Consider the following 13,710-nt stretch of genomic DNA (forward strand, 5'->3'; position numbering starts at 1 on the left):
AATGCATGTATAGGAAAAGGTGAAGGGACATATTGGTCCCTTTACCTTTTTTATTTTTTATAAAAAGATTTCAAAACCCTTAGTTTTTGGAAATAAAGTAATTCCCACTTCAAGCTTTGCTAAGTGGCGAGTAGTTCACCTAGGTTGGTTTTGAATAAAAAGAAGTCCTCTTATTTTAAACTTGTACTTGTTGTACTTGTAAAACTTTTAAAGTAAGATCTAGTACAATTTTTTCGCGAAGTGTATCAAATGGCTCGTTTAAATCTGTTGGACAAGGGGAAAAGTCTAATTCGAAAAATTGAGCGCTTACTAATTCACAATATGGTTGTTCATTATAAAACACTGTATTTTCGAAGAAGTATTTGTCTAAACGTGGTAAATCACCATTTTTAGGATTAATAAAGTGAGATGTAGTATCTGAGGAAGAAGCTACTATAGCTTGTGATAGAAAATCTGCTGCTGTTAAATCTGCAAAACCAGAAAATGGAACATTTGCAATACGATCATATAGCACTCCATTACACTCATCATTTGCATATTCGATATTTTTACGAATATATCCTTGTACAAATAATTTTGCTCTTGTAACTCGGCGGTAATTTGTACCTGGTACTGGAGTAAATGCTACAGGAACTAATTTACATTGTGTTAAAAACACGTTTTTTAAGATACGTTTAATTTCAACTGCTGGAGGATCTAATGAAATATCAGATTCTACAACAATTTGAATTGTTCTTTCTGCTAATACAACTGGTATTTTTACAATCGGTGCTCCTGGAGTAAGAATTGGTGTTGCAGCTGCATCACTTAATGGTGTTTGAGTTTGTCCGTCTACCTGACAAGGTACATTAATTGGACATTGTTCGCTCATATTATCTAATCTCCTTTTTGAAATTACTTTAGATTTTTAAAACTGTTCAATGTCAATATATTCATTTCTTTTATTTATGTATGTGCTTGTATACTAGTTTTTAAATTTTATTTATTGTAGTTTATTAATAAACTACAGACAATAATCTATGAGTATCAGTACCTTATTAATAGTAGATGCTTTTATGAGGTATATTCGTCTTATAATAAGATTATAAAAATAGTAATATGAGTTTTGTATTTTTGAGTCTTTCGATTTCTTTATTTATATTGTTTTGAATGTATACTTTTGTTTAAAATTTTGAGGATATCAGGGTAATTTGGTTGAAGTCAATATTTATGAGGATTTGAATGTAAACTACTGAATAATAGTGTAGGAATAAGAAAATATTTAAATAATACAGCACGGATGACAAAAATGTACGTTCGTTTTCGTGCTTTCTGGGGAAATTCTTTTTTCTTAATTTAAGTAAAAATTGATATATTCGGAAAAAATAACAAACTACAAAGAGGATGCAGGGGGAATTTATGATGACGAAAGAGCAATGAGTTAGGGAAGCGGTGAAATGGGGTTTGAAACATGGGGTTCCGATTAAAGCAGAAGATATTTTTAAAATATATCTAGATGAATCTTATAAGGAAAATCAAATACATAAAAAAGAAGACTGTCACGTTAAGTAGTCTTCTTTGATTAGCCATTCTTTTTATTTTACATATAAGTAACATACATCTCTAACTGTTCCCAAGCTTTCTTTTTCTCTCTCATCTTCTGGGTTACATAAAAGCGTGAAAGTCATCGTGAAGTACCATTATATAACTCTAGATAAATGAGGGAAGCCCTGCAGAGGATGCAGGGCAGTACTAAGATCATCGAGTTGTCGATTCTATAAGAACTTCTTGGAATGTACAAAGTGTAACACATAATTCATACAAACTTTATATATAGATGTTACGAAATTATGAACAAAGGGGAATGGAAAATGAATAAAGATGAATTGAATTTGGGTAGTTTCGGTCAAAAGTTAATAATCACTGGGCTAGCGAGATTAGTTGAAGAAAAAGGCTATACGCCTCATGAAGCTTTCGATTGTTGGAAACGATTAAAAGAAATACGTTCTATGCTCTTTTAGAAATCCCAAAAGAGTCGAGAGAAAACACAAAACCCTAGCAGGGGAGCTAGGGCAGGGGAAGGGATATTAAGAATTGTTGATTCAATAAATAACGAATGACTTCTTCGAATGAGCTTAGTGTAACACAGGAACTCATGTATATGTGTTACGGAATTATGAACAATAGGACAAGTCTTCGCTTGTTGATATATTCAGGAATCTAATGGTACCCCCCACCTAGCAAATGGGTTCCTGGATATTCCGATGTGCGAAACATCAAAACAAAATAAAAAACCGCCCTACCCCTAGGACGGTTTGGAGAAAATACATGTAATTACGCTAATTACATTATATCAAATGTTTTCTCCTAAGAACAAGGAGGAGTTAGAATATGACAGACTTTTTACCTAAACAAGTGGCTCATGCGGTTGAAGAATTAAAAAAGATGTCTGAGAACAGGACAAGCTTAAAAAGTTAGATATTGATTATGTAATTACAGTTTTAACAGGTCAAGCGTATGGAAGAATGCCATTCTAGGTGGGAAATAAACTATGAGACTTTACGACTTAACAAATAACTATAACGAATTACAAATGATGATTGAGGATGGTGTAGGTCCATCAGCATTAGAAGGTAGATTACAAGCTATTGAAGAAAGCATTCAAGATAAAGCGCAAAACCTTGCTCTACTGATTCGCAACCTTGAAGCAGATACAGAAGCTATCAAGTGAGAAGAAAAGCGATTAGCAGAACGTAGGAGAGCGGTAGAAAACAATTGTAAGAGCTTAAAAGATTACCTCTATCAGAAAATGACTTTATTAGAAGTAAAGCGTATCAAAGGAACAATCGTAACAGTTGGTATTCAGAAGAACCCAGCAAGCTTAGATATCGCACTAGATGCTGTAGTTCCACCGGAATACATGGTTCCACAACCAGCAAAGGTTGATAAGAAATCATTACTTGCAGCTGTTAAAGAGGAAATGCAGTGGGATGGAATTACATTACGTCAGAGTGAAGGCGTGAGAATAGGATGAGTGATAAAACACTTTTCCAACAATTATACGACATAAATGTGAATGACAAATTAGAGAAAAAGGCTAACTTATCATATCTCACTTGGGCATGTGCGTGGGCTGAAGTTAAGAAGATAGATCCCAATGTCTCTGCCGAAATTTATGAATTTCCATTACCAAATGTGGAAGGGATAAAGGTTCCATATTTACAAACACCAACTGGTTATTTTGTTAAAGTGAGCGTGACTATTAAAGGACAAACCGAAAGAGGTACACGTATCGCCCAAGGTGTCATAGCGCCAGTGAAAACAGCGAGTTTTGTTGAAGTGGACGGCCAAAGAGGAGAAAACGGATTCGGATCTATAGGAGTGAAGTAAGACCGAATTTAAATTTTGTTAAGAAAAGAGGAATGAGAGATGAAATACAAACATGGATTAAACCAATATCGAATTAATCATGTAAGAGACTACGCAAGGTATACGGCAGAAATGGTCGCTAAGATAGAAATGCTGTTTCACTTGTCACAGGAAGGACATATTGAAGAAGAAAAAGCAGAGAATGGCATTTCGAATTTGACGAAAGAAATCGAACGAAGCTCAAAAGAATTACTGAACTATATAGAACAACGTGATGACATGCGGTAACAAAACTGAATAAAAGCGTTATTTAATAAAAAAGCAGTTAGCCTTCGCTAGCTGCTCCGCTGTTCTCGTTATGTAATTTAGATGAAGATACTAGCTACTAGAAATATAGCTCCTATCAAAATTAGAGATTCAAATAAAATCAAAAATTGGTTTTTCTTTGGCTTTTTTAATTCTTTAATTAAGCCCAATACTGCACTTATACCGAAAACAATATATAGGCAGATTATTATGGTTTCTGACATTTTTAACACTCCTAATATATAGATATTTCCATTATATATCAAAAGCTAAATGTATGTAAGATTTTAACAAAATCCTTATTTAAATAAAAGAAACCCCGATTGTCTGCGGGGCTCCTAAGGGTAATCGTCAAGTAATGACGTACTCGACTAATTAACGATATCATGAATTTTTTGGTAAAAATACTGGTAAATGTGTCCTAATGAATGAGGGTATCATTTAGAACAAAAACGCTAGTTTAATAAGTAAATAAAAGAGAGCACATTTGAGTATGTGCTCTTGGATAAGGGGTGCTGAATTTTAATTTATTGATTCTCTTTCATCGGAGGTATCAAATTTATCGATTAATTTAAAGATAGCCTCTAGAAGAACCGTAGATAAAATAGCAAAAATCAATACAGCATGAGGTGTTAATTTCACAGTTGTAAAATTAAGATTAGCTAGCCAAAAATATCCGACATACATCGTCAGGAAGGTACTAACAATTGAAACTGTAAACCCTAAGAAACCTAATTCTTTTAGCTTTTCCTCAGATAATTTGAATACTCGTAATACTAAAGAGAAGATGATTCCTACTATGAAAAATCCAATACATAATGTCAATAGTGATATTATACTTGGATATTCAACGTCATCAGGCATCCATTGTTTTATTCCTACAATTATAGCTGTAGGGAGCACAATAGGTATTAATAGTGGTGATACTATTAGAAAAATTGCCAATAGTCTACTGATGTTGTTTGTTCCATTGTTGTTTTGATTATTCATAAATCCTCCAAAAAATAATATAAAGATCAATATTCTAGAGGATTTTAACACAAAAGTGTTAGTAAGACTATAGCTAAAAATAAGGATGGTTTTAAACAAAAAATTCATTTTGTATGTATTTGAAACACGAAAAGAGCACTTAATAAAGTGCTCTCGTTACGAGTTCATTCACTTAAAAGAAAGGATACACCAAATCATACGGGATTTTTCAAAATGTGCTTGGATAAATTAATTAGTATTTGTAAAAAAGCAGCTAGCAAAAGCTAACTGCTCGGCTGGTTCTCCAATGGGGAAAGGAGAAAGGTTAGGGACTTCATTAAATGAGTTCTGGCTATCGCCTATCTATATTATTGACGGAATATTGAGTTTTATTCAGGGGAGGAAGAGGAAAATGAACAATTCTAGACTGTCCCAACTTGGTTTTGGTCTGCAACATCAGAATCGTATGTGTTTGTTGCACTAACACCGCTAAAGGTATTGGCAACAAAAGCAACATTGGATGATCCTGAACCATTATAAGCCTTCGTATTTTCCTTTGGAGAAACGTTGTAAAAATCGCCTAAGTTGAAAGAACCGTTACTATTTTGTACAACCAGATTTCCAACAACAGATGGTATAGTTTTCACCTGCTTTATTAAGAAGTATTTAAATTATTATATGGTGTATGCGTCTAGAGGTTCATCTGGATCTGAAAATTTTGAAATGAAGTTTGTTAGAAAACATAACAAAATAATCCTTTTACGAAAAAAGGTCCTGTTGTCTCCAACAGAACCTTTCCTAAAATGGCAAAGAGTAACTCTTACCTTACTCTTTGTTCATATACTACAGGAGTTTTAATGAAAATCCAAGGCTCCTTATATTGAGAAATAAAGAAGAATCATTCTAAAGAATCTTATCTTTGTCATAAATAAAAGAGCAGTTAGCAAAAACTAACTGCTCATCTCCAAGGGGGAACAAGGAGAAAAATCTAATGTCATCTATAGTATTGACGGAATATTAAGTTTTATTCGGGAGGTTATGTTATATGATTGATGAAAAATTCCTTTATTAGCAGTAAAACACCGAGGAGAGACAGGACTTCAATTGAGAACCAAAACATACTTTTTTGAGGTTTTTTAAACTCCATTATTATGGAAGAAAATAAAAAGATTGCAAGCAGCATGATAATTAAGAGACGGATTATATCAGACATTAATAACACTCCTAATATTTAATCAGTTTCATTATATAGTTATTTCAAATAAGACGGAATTTAAGAATTGTTTTATTGAAATTCGAACAAAAAAGGCCCTGTTGTCTCCAACAGAACCTTTCCTAAAATGGCAAAGAGTAACTCTTACCTTACTCTTCTGCTATATAATACACAAAACACGTATAGATGTGTAGACTAAGAAATTCCAATGTAGTTATTTGGATATAGTGTTAAAAAGTATTTTTTCCGGGTTTAATATAAGGAATTAAATTACAAACTTTGATTTATCAATGTATATTAATGATTAACTAGAAAATAATAGTTAATAAAAGGATATTAAAATAATAAAATATGAAATATTGCATATTCAATTGAAATAGAAATTTACAAGTAGAAAGCGAGGAATAACTATGGGACTAGGAAACAAAGGAATGGCATTTGATAAGGTTATTAATCTATCGAACGAAATGTATCAAAGAGGGGGAGTGGCGCTTATAAACAAGTGTCCAACTCCTATGAAGGTGTTAAAAAGTAAAGGCGGCCGTGTATTAAATGGATTCTATGAAGCTAAAAGTACAGTGGACTATGATGGCGTTTATAAGGGACGAGCTATTGCGTTTGAAGCGAAGTCTACAGAGAATGCTACACGATTTGATTTAAAGAACATTGCGCAGCACCAATTGGATTATCTAGAGAAGGCAGAGAAGATGGGAGCGATTTGTTTCTTCCTTATTGAGTTTAGCAAAGACAAGTCAGTATTCGTGGTACCATTATCAGTCATTCAATCTTATGTAAGGATGTCTCATCAGCCAAAAGGTAAGAAGTCGATACCAAGAGCAGACTTTGATATTTATGGGTACTTAGTAGATCAGACGGAACGAGCACCAGTTGATTACTTGCAATACGTCGATGAGCAAGGATTTACACCGGTAATAGATGGCATGATTCAATTTGATCAGGACCATAAAAAGGTAACGAATAACATTGAAGCAACAAAAGAGAAGATGGTCAACAAGAAACGAAAATTATTAAAGGCTTAATGGATAACGGAACCATGCAGAGTGGATGGTGGGGGCTACTCGCTATGCATGTTTCCCTTATTCAACAATGAGATATTAAAATTTCGCGTACCTGATGTTAATATAAAAACCAAAATTTGAAATAGGAGGGATTCCAACTTGGAGAGACAATTATCTTTGTTACCGGATATCGATGATAAGAAAGTACAGAAGGAAGTAGTGAGCATTTTAAAGGAATACAGGGCACTCAAGATGCGATTTAGTAATGAAGTGGAGCAAGAAGGAATCAGCTTGTTTCCGGAACTACGTGATTCAAGGAACACGAGTAAATGGAAGGTGCAGCAGGTTGAAAAGGCACTTAACAATTTATTAGATGAAGATGAGCGTAATTGTAGAGCGGAAGTTCCTGACAAACGAGAGAGTGAAGGATTCAGATGTTTATCACGATCTATTACTCAAGAAGACATACTTCTATGAGAAGAAGCAGAGTGCAGTTAAGTTGATTGCTACAGCGCTAGGAATCATCTGAAAACCGCGAACAAAATGCGAACTTTTTGGGGGACTAAATAAAAACGTGAAAATTATAAGCTATTCCTATAAACAGTTCTTTGAAAAGAGAATACGTTTTGGGGATAGCGTTCCCATTATAATAACGTTACTCGGTGACGCGGAGGCTGGAGGGAATAAGAGCTTCCCGAAATTATTTATATTTTACTTCTCATTGAGTGTATAAGCGTACCGCCTTTCGTTTGTGGACTCATAGGTAGTAAAATCACGCCTGTCATGTGGATTTCTTGATTTCTATGTTAAAACTAGATCGGCACCAATTGGATATGATGGTTTGATTGAATGAACTGCATGTCATAAAAGAAGGAAAGTCTAAATTATATTAGTAATTGCTACCGACAATCACCGATATAAGTCAGGCTGTTCTTCTTAAACGATTAAACGAGCAGAGAGCTTCCGCTCTTTGTTTGAGCCAATACAGCTGAACATTCCCCTCAGTTTTATGTGTGGTTCAAACAAGGCGTAGGAAGAAACATATGCGTCTGGATATAAATCTTTTATAATTCGACATTGGCGAAAATGACATTAAGTAGCCGACTCTACGGAGTATAAACGAGAAGACTGAGAGTATCTAGAATACCAGAGGCTTGAAGAGATACTTATTGCCATTTGTTCTCTCTCTTCCCCTTCAGGAGCTGTCACTTCGGTGATGGCTTTTTGTTTTGTAGGATATTCTTCTTTTCTGTCGAATAGATAGATTGGGAGAGGTGGGGAATAAGTAAATGAAAAAATTTATAATAAGCATAGAAGCAGTCGATGGTAAACAACACGAATTTGAAATTGAGTATAAAAAGACAGTAACAGTTGCTGCTATAGAAAATTCTATACAAGCAAGAGAAGCTAGATTCTTCAGATTTGGAGATCGTATGGTTAATTTGGACAATGTATTCTCTTTAGTGGTAAAAGAGAAGAAGGATTAAATACAAAAAAAGCATCCAAAACGGGTGCTTTTTTCTTTGTTATATAGAAATTACACATTAACCATTAAGCATATTAGGGAATATCGAGCATAGAATGATATTGACACCACGATATCAAATTTATTGCTGCGTTTTAGTGTTACCTCTATGTTCATGAAAGGGCACCTGTATAAGGTGTCTTTTTGATGAACCATTTTAATATAGAAATCATATAGTATAGTGTAGGACAAGCTAACCGCTTATATCCTATTCAATGCTCATTGGGGAAATCCCCTTCTCATATTTTAGCATCTACTGACGTGGATGCTCTTTTTTATTGAGCAAAATGGACATTTAAATAGGAGGTTAATGATGGGTGTAACATTAGAGGAATTAGAAAAGTGTTTTAATGAAGCTGTAAATGAAGGAGCAGAGTATGTAGCTGTTCAAATTGAAATGGATGGATTTCCTAGCGATGAAGTAATTATTAACGACAAACATAACATTGATTCTAAACTAGCGTATTATAAGAAAACATACAATGAAGATTTAGAACATAGATGCACTCCAGGAATTCGTATTGTAGGTTTTGCGTATGGTTATTCGTTCTCAGAAATCCTACGTGAATTAGGATTGTTGGTGAAGTAGTGATTAAACCAATAGCAATTATCGTAGGCGCTGCCGTTATCCTGGTGGCGTCTTGTTTGTTGTTAAGGAATGATAAGGGGTGAAATAGACTTGCAATTTGAAGGTTAGATAATAATATTATTACTTTAAAATGCAGAAAGTAGACTAATAAACAAGCTGTTTTTAACTTTTAATCATAGAATATGAGGAATTCTATTGTTAAGAGGAGGTAATCATATTTATGGGATGTAATTGTAATTTCAGACATTGCAGAGATTGTAATAGATTTTGGGATGATTTAATGTTCTGCAGACGCAGACATAGAGATTGTGATGACCGTCGTTGTAGACGCGACCGTGACTGCGATTGTGATGAATGCCGTCGCAGACGTAACCATCATCATGACTGTGAGCTTGATAATCGTCGAGATTAGTAAAGTCCTTTGAATGAGTGTGCTTCTTCGCAGCACTCTTTTTTTGTTTATGGGTTTTCTAAATTAATACTTATTAAATACGAAGAATGTAGTTGCAATTCGATTTAAGGTCCAACAAAACAAACGAACATAACTAACGAAAATAAATGTCTTGTTTATATGTCTAAAAGTTGACCCTTTTGTACAATTTGATTTCATAGGTTAAAAACTTTGTAAACAGATAGTTGTTAATGTCTAAAAGATAGTCTGAAATAAAAGTATAGAATTCTTAGGACTTTTAGACTATTTTGAGGTGATTGTGATGGCTATTGTTGGTTATGCAAGGGTAAGTACAAAAGAACAAAATTTAGATGCGCAAATTGAGATATTAACAGATTATGGATGTGATAAAATATATTCTGAAAAATACAGTGAAGCTAATAGCAATCGAGGAGAATTGCAAAAAGCATTAGAGTATATGAGAGAAGGAGATAAATTTGTTATTTGTAAAATTGAACGTTTAGCTAGATCAATATTCGATTTATATAAGATTGTGAATACATTAGCTGATCGAGGCATAGCGGTGGTATTTCTTAAAGAACAAATTGATTTCTCTACACCCGCAGGTAAATTGATGTTCACTATGCTAGGGGCTATTGCTGAATTTGAAAGAGATTTAATCAATGAAAGAACAGCTGAAGGCCGAGAAAGGGCTAAAGCGATGGGCAAACACATGGGAAGAAAAGGGCAGGATGAAAAACAGGTCAAACAGGCCATGAACTTATTCTTTAATAGAACAGAAAATAGTTTGAGTGTAAATGACATTTCCAAAATGACAGGTGTTCCGCTTTCTACTATTTATGCGAAAGTGAAAGAATTAAAAGAGGGGGATTTATAATGGAGGAATATGAACAGCTTCGGCAGGAATTCCAAATTATAAGAATTACTGAGCAGATAGTAGAGGTCACTAATGAACCAAAACTTCTCATGATTTTCACCTCGATTCAAAGTTTTAGAAATTCTTACACAATTATACATTTAAAAAAGATTTACAAAAGGAATTACCATAAGGAGGAGCTATGACGAGTTACTTCCTACGTATACGCTCTAACGGGACAAACTGTTGGGAATGGTGGAGGAAACGGCGGTTCTAATGGTGGATATCAATACGTTAAGTCAGGTGGATTCGGTACTAACTCCTTAGATGAAGCTATTCAAGCTATGACAGAACGAGGAAGAAAAGGTAGCGTTAATGTTGATCCAATTTCTGGACTATGTTATATCCAAACCGATGTCCTACCTAATGCAGAGTTAGATAAGATTACTTGGTGGATGGATACTAGACCGGGTGGTAAATGCTTCCTTAGCTTTCTCTATTGAGTTCTGTTCCTCTTTTGTATTTGTAAATTCGATAACCATAACAGACAGTCCAAAACATAAACAAACAGCCTTTATCTTGCTAACTCTCACAAGAACTTACACTTTTGCTTTATCTGTATTTAACCTAGAGAATACAAGATTCTTTCATTTTTATTCCCGGATATATTTGAAAAACTGTATGTTTTTTATCTCAAATCAATTATATCTATAAATTTAAGGAAAATTCTGTTATAAGATGCATCAGTGCAAGTTATTAAATTCTTTATCGGATTTATGTCAGTTACAGTCACATATCTAGTAAGCAAATGACCATCTCTATAATAAGTAATCAATATCTTCTCTTCAGAAAGAAATGAACATAATAACTTGTTTTCAATAATTTCTTGTTCGTCTTGGGTTAATGTAGGGCGCTCCACTTTTGTTTGTTTTTTAACAATCTTACCAATACCGATGAATTTCTTCGGTATCGAAGCGAATGGAGTCCGCTTAACCATTCCTATTCCTTTTGGCATATGTGTATATCTCCCTAATTGCTATTAATAACTGCATCATTATATCAAATTTTGGAGATGTTAGGATTATTTATGTAATTATAAAATAAACATTTAGAGGTTTTTGGCTCCTTATAAAATCAAATCAATTTAACTAAGCATGATTTATATATAATAGGAGAAATTACTGTGGAGTCCCTTTGTAGGTAAGCGTGTTGTTGCTAAGGTTAATAATATTCGTTTCAATAATACCCTTCTTGGCAGGGGAAAGATGTCGTTGGTTCTGTAGATGTAGGGTTAGGATTTACAATTGATGTGAAAATAATTGTTAAATTGCACCTTCTTCTAGTGTAACATCTTGATTATCTGCATTGCGAAACTTTTCAGCGATTCGCTTCAAATCCTCTTCTACCTGCACAAGTGAATTGATAGATGTAAAAGCTTTTGGTTTCGCATCATTGAACATTTGAATGAACTGTTGATTAGAGGCACCAATCCATTGAAAACACAAATGATCAATTTCATTACATAAATTATTACGTATAGACTCTAATGCGATTCTGGTATTACTTGCACGATTAGCAACTTCTTCTAGCATTTCAGGTGTCACTTTGATTTGAACCATTTCTTTCCTCCCTTTTCCCAATTTAAATTATGAGATAAAAAGAAAAAATGTAAACACAGAAATTTTAGATTAGTATAATGATATTTGTGTAAAATAAAATCTACTTAATTGTAAATAAAGCCTATGTATATGTGAAATAAAGAAGAGCCGTCCTGTTGGATGACTCTTCTCATTTAAATATTTAATCTTGTTATTCAAATAATTTATCCATTAAATCTTGGACTTCACGCCTTCTTTTAGTTGTTTCGTCCTTATCAATTGTATAATTATCATCATCAATTATAAGAACATCACCCTCTTTTGCAGTAGAAGGGAGTTTAGATTTAAGCACATTAATTGTTGAATTATTAATTTCAATAACTGCTATTTCCCCTTCAAAACGGTCAATAATACCTCTTTGCATAATTATCTCTCCGTTCTTACAGAAATATTTGCACCATCACTGTTAACAACTACTGTCCCATTTAAATCTGTTCTGTACACCTTAACAGACATTGAAGATAACTTAGCTAAAGTTTCCTGTGTAGGGTGGCCATATCGGTTACCCGCACCGGCACTGATTACAGCAATACTTGGTTTAACTGCATCTAAAAATGGCTGAGAAGAGGAAGTCTTACTTCCGTGATGACCAGGTTTTAATACATCAGATTTTAGGTTAGAATCATGCGCTGCAACCATATCTTTTTCACTTTTTGTCTCAGCGTCGCCAGTAAATAAGAATGATTTGCTACCGTGCGTTACTTTTAACACAGCACTCCATTCGTTTAAGTCGTCACCATATTCTTTAACAGGAGCTAAGAATTGTGAGTTTAAACCATTGATTGGTAAAGTCATACCAGTTTTTGCTTCTTTAATTGTTAATCCTTTGTTAGCTACTGCAGTTAAAAAGTCTTTATATGTTTGGGTAGTATGGCTTACTTTAGGAGCGTAAACATTTTTTACATTCATAGAATTAAGGACCTCATCTAAGCCACCTACATGATCAGCGTCAGGGTGTGTAGCAATCATATAATCAATTGTTTGGAATCCTAATCCTTTTAGATAATTCGCCACTACTTTACCTTTTCCATTGTTGCCCGCATCAATAAGGATTGTTTCTCCGCTTGTAGATTTAATAAATGTAGCATCACCTTGTCCCACATCAATATAATAAACCTCTAAGTTACCCTGAGGCTTAGGAAGAGCCGGACGGAAACTTGGTTCTAATACACGAGCCAAGAATGCAGCGAATTGCTCACGAGTTACTTTTACGTCTGGACCAAATGTACCGTCAGGTAATCCAGCAGTAATATTGTTTTGAGCTAGCGTTTTGATATATTGGTAACCCCAATGAGTAGATGGAACATCAGGGAAATTGACGTCCGCACCTGTAGGCTTCAAATCAAAAGTTTTAACAAGAACTACTGCCATTTCTGCACGAGATAATGAGCGGTCAGGGAAGTAGTTTTTCTCACGTTGTACAATGTTATTATGTGCTAACTTATGTACAGAATCATAGTAATAGATACCTTTGGTTACATCAGAAAAGATATGATCATAGCTAGATGGTTTTTCTAATTTTAACGATAAATCTAGCATTAATGCCATTTGTCCACGAGTTACATTGTCACTTGGCTTAAAATGTCCTTCTGGAGTACCATTAATAATGCCTTTTTCTGATAAATAGTTAATCTCTTTAATTGCCCAATGGCCAGCTTGGACATCAGGGAAAGATTTAGCACTTGCAAGATTAGGAATAAATAATGAAAAAACCATTACAAATGCTGTTAGTAATAAGCTTAACTTCTTCAAGAATACCGCCTCACTTTGTATGTTTTTTAACCTACTTAACTTTAGCATCTCTTACAAATAATT

At 34.0% G+C, this 13,710-nt stretch carries 14 protein-coding genes and 6 pseudogenes; 13 read left to right on the forward strand and 7 right to left on the reverse strand.

The window, feature by feature from the left end; translation table 11 throughout:
• Positions 1 to 175: 175 nt before the first annotated feature.
• Positions 176 to 871, reverse strand: a complete 696-nt coding sequence (locus ACE38F_RS26990) for a CsxC family protein (protein ID WP_063225943.1) — start codon at positions 869 to 871, stop codon at positions 176 to 178.
• A 979-nt stretch (positions 872 to 1,850) separates the two neighbouring features.
• Between ACE38F_RS26990 and ACE38F_RS26995 the strand changes: the two are divergent.
• From ACE38F_RS26995 to ACE38F_RS27015, 5 genes and pseudogenes are all read left to right on the forward strand, one after another.
• Positions 1,851 to 2,038 (forward strand): annotated as a pseudogene (locus tag ACE38F_RS26995) (hypothetical protein).
• Positions 2,039 to 2,370: 332 nt separating this feature from the next.
• On the forward strand, positions 2,371 to 2,457 hold the full coding sequence (locus tag ACE38F_RS27000; protein WP_372421388.1) for a hypothetical protein: 87 nt from the start codon (positions 2,371 to 2,373) through the stop codon (positions 2,455 to 2,457).
• A 73-nt stretch (positions 2,458 to 2,530) separates the two neighbouring features.
• Positions 2,531 to 3,013, forward strand: a pseudogene (locus tag ACE38F_RS27005) (siphovirus Gp157 family protein).
• Between the two features lie 38 nt (positions 3,014 to 3,051).
• Positions 3,052 to 3,369, forward strand: a complete 318-nt coding sequence (locus ACE38F_RS27010) for a Sak single strand annealing protein (protein WP_462782504.1) — start codon at positions 3,052 to 3,054, stop codon at positions 3,367 to 3,369.
• 39 nt (positions 3,370 to 3,408) lie between these two features.
• Positions 3,409 to 3,636, forward strand: a complete 228-nt coding sequence (locus ACE38F_RS27015; RefSeq protein WP_002187359.1) for a hypothetical protein — start codon at positions 3,409 to 3,411, stop codon at positions 3,634 to 3,636.
• Between the two features lie 540 nt (positions 3,637 to 4,176).
• Here the strand turns inward: ACE38F_RS27015 and ACE38F_RS27020 are convergent.
• Positions 4,177 to 4,644 carry an epimerase gene (locus ACE38F_RS27020; RefSeq protein ID WP_375371326.1) on the reverse strand — a complete coding sequence of 156 codons (468 nt, stop codon included), beginning with the start codon at positions 4,642 to 4,644 and terminating at the stop codon, positions 4,177 to 4,179.
• A 401-nt stretch (positions 4,645 to 5,045) separates the two neighbouring features.
• Complete coding sequence (locus ACE38F_RS27025) at positions 5,046 to 5,261, reverse strand: spore germination protein (RefSeq protein ID WP_002161752.1); 216 nt, start codon at positions 5,259 to 5,261, stop codon at positions 5,046 to 5,048.
• Between the two features lie 985 nt (positions 5,262 to 6,246).
• Here ACE38F_RS27025 and ACE38F_RS27030 point away from each other — a divergent pair.
• From ACE38F_RS27030 to ACE38F_RS27060, 7 genes and pseudogenes are all read left to right on the forward strand, one after another.
• Complete coding sequence (locus ACE38F_RS27030; RefSeq protein WP_375371325.1) at positions 6,247 to 6,876, forward strand: Holliday junction resolvase RecU; 630 nt, start codon at positions 6,247 to 6,249, stop codon at positions 6,874 to 6,876.
• Between the two features lie 138 nt (positions 6,877 to 7,014).
• Positions 7,015 to 7,384: pseudogene (locus tag ACE38F_RS27035) on the forward strand (ArpU family phage packaging/lysis transcriptional regulator).
• 760 nt (positions 7,385 to 8,144) lie between these two features.
• Entirely contained in the window at positions 8,145 to 8,342 is a 198-nt protein-coding gene (locus tag ACE38F_RS27040; RefSeq protein WP_002069589.1) for a hypothetical protein, read from the forward strand.
• A 351-nt stretch (positions 8,343 to 8,693) separates the two neighbouring features.
• Positions 8,694 to 8,969, forward strand: coding sequence for a hypothetical protein (locus ACE38F_RS27045; protein ID WP_016119217.1), 276 nt, complete (start codon positions 8,694 to 8,696; stop codon positions 8,967 to 8,969).
• A gap of 220 nt (positions 8,970 to 9,189) precedes the next feature.
• Positions 9,190 to 9,381, forward strand: a complete 192-nt coding sequence (locus tag ACE38F_RS27050) for a hypothetical protein (protein WP_375371324.1) — start codon at positions 9,190 to 9,192, stop codon at positions 9,379 to 9,381.
• A 301-nt stretch (positions 9,382 to 9,682) separates the two neighbouring features.
• Positions 9,683 to 10,258, forward strand: a complete 576-nt coding sequence (locus ACE38F_RS27055) for a recombinase family protein (protein WP_375371323.1) — start codon at positions 9,683 to 9,685, stop codon at positions 10,256 to 10,258.
• Positions 10,259 to 10,452: 194 nt separating this feature from the next.
• Positions 10,453 to 10,740 (forward strand): annotated as a pseudogene (locus ACE38F_RS27060) (N-acetylmuramoyl-L-alanine amidase C-terminal domain-containing protein); the annotation flags it as partial.
• 185 nt (positions 10,741 to 10,925) lie between these two features.
• On the opposite strand, the gene ACE38F_RS27065 reads toward ACE38F_RS27060, so the two are convergent.
• Positions 10,926 to 11,252, reverse strand: a complete 327-nt coding sequence (locus tag ACE38F_RS27065; protein ID WP_197236273.1) for a YolD-like family protein — start codon at positions 11,250 to 11,252, stop codon at positions 10,926 to 10,928.
• 172 nt (positions 11,253 to 11,424) lie between these two features.
• On the opposite strand from ACE38F_RS27065, the pseudogene ACE38F_RS27070 reads away from it, so the two are divergent.
• Positions 11,425 to 11,561, forward strand: a pseudogene (locus tag ACE38F_RS27070) (N-acetylmuramoyl-L-alanine amidase); the annotation flags it as partial.
• A 1-nt stretch (position 11,562) separates the two neighbouring features.
• On the opposite strand, the pseudogene ACE38F_RS27075 reads toward ACE38F_RS27070, so the two are convergent.
• The 3 genes and pseudogenes from ACE38F_RS27075 to ACE38F_RS27085 form a co-directional block, all read right to left on the reverse strand.
• Positions 11,563 to 11,856, reverse strand: a pseudogene (locus ACE38F_RS27075) (WXG100 family type VII secretion target); the annotation flags it as partial.
• Positions 11,857 to 12,046: 190 nt separating this feature from the next.
• On the reverse strand, positions 12,047 to 12,259 hold the full coding sequence (locus ACE38F_RS27080; protein WP_375371322.1) for a DUF3006 domain-containing protein: 213 nt from the start codon (positions 12,257 to 12,259) through the stop codon (positions 12,047 to 12,049).
• A 2-nt stretch (positions 12,260 to 12,261) separates the two neighbouring features.
• On the reverse strand, positions 12,262 to 13,647 hold the full coding sequence (locus ACE38F_RS27085; protein ID WP_375371321.1) for an S-layer homology domain-containing protein: 1,386 nt from the start codon (positions 13,645 to 13,647) through the stop codon (positions 12,262 to 12,264).
• Positions 13,648 to 13,710: the final 63 nt, after the last annotated feature.

Source organism: Bacillus altaicus, from assembly GCF_042136375.2.
Lineage (GTDB): Bacteria > Bacillota > Bacilli > Bacillales > Bacillaceae_G > Bacillus_A > Bacillus_A cereus_U.

Excerpts from the sequence above, each read along its gene's own strand:
- ACE38F_RS27030 (WP_375371325.1), top strand. The coding sequence starts at position 6,247 with ATGGGACTAGGAAACAAAGGAATGGCATTTGATAAGGTTATTAATCTA.
- ACE38F_RS27000 (WP_372421388.1), top strand. The coding sequence starts at position 2,371 with ATGACAGACTTTTTACCTAAACAAGTGGCTCATGCGGTTGAAGAATTA.
- ACE38F_RS27055 (WP_375371323.1), top strand. The coding sequence starts at position 9,683 with ATGGCTATTGTTGGTTATGCAAGGGTAAGTACAAAAGAACAAAATTTA.
- ACE38F_RS27015 (WP_002187359.1), top strand. The coding sequence starts at position 3,409 with ATGAAATACAAACATGGATTAAACCAATATCGAATTAATCATGTAAGA.
- ACE38F_RS26990 (WP_063225943.1), bottom strand. The coding sequence starts at position 871 with ATGAGCGAACAATGTCCAATTAATGTACCTTGTCAGGTAGACGGACAA.
- ACE38F_RS27065 (WP_197236273.1), bottom strand. The coding sequence starts at position 11,252 with ATGCCAAAAGGAATAGGAATGGTTAAGCGGACTCCATTCGCTTCGATA.
- ACE38F_RS27040 (WP_002069589.1), top strand. The coding sequence starts at position 8,145 with ATGAAAAAATTTATAATAAGCATAGAAGCAGTCGATGGTAAACAACAC.
- ACE38F_RS27020 (WP_375371326.1), bottom strand. The coding sequence starts at position 4,644 with ATGAATAATCAAAACAACAATGGAACAAACAACATCAGTAGACTATTG.
- ACE38F_RS27045 (WP_016119217.1), top strand. The coding sequence starts at position 8,694 with ATGGGTGTAACATTAGAGGAATTAGAAAAGTGTTTTAATGAAGCTGTA.
- ACE38F_RS27080 (WP_375371322.1), bottom strand. The coding sequence starts at position 12,259 with ATGCAAAGAGGTATTATTGACCGTTTTGAAGGGGAAATAGCAGTTATT.
- ACE38F_RS27050 (WP_375371324.1), top strand. The coding sequence starts at position 9,190 with ATGGGATGTAATTGTAATTTCAGACATTGCAGAGATTGTAATAGATTT.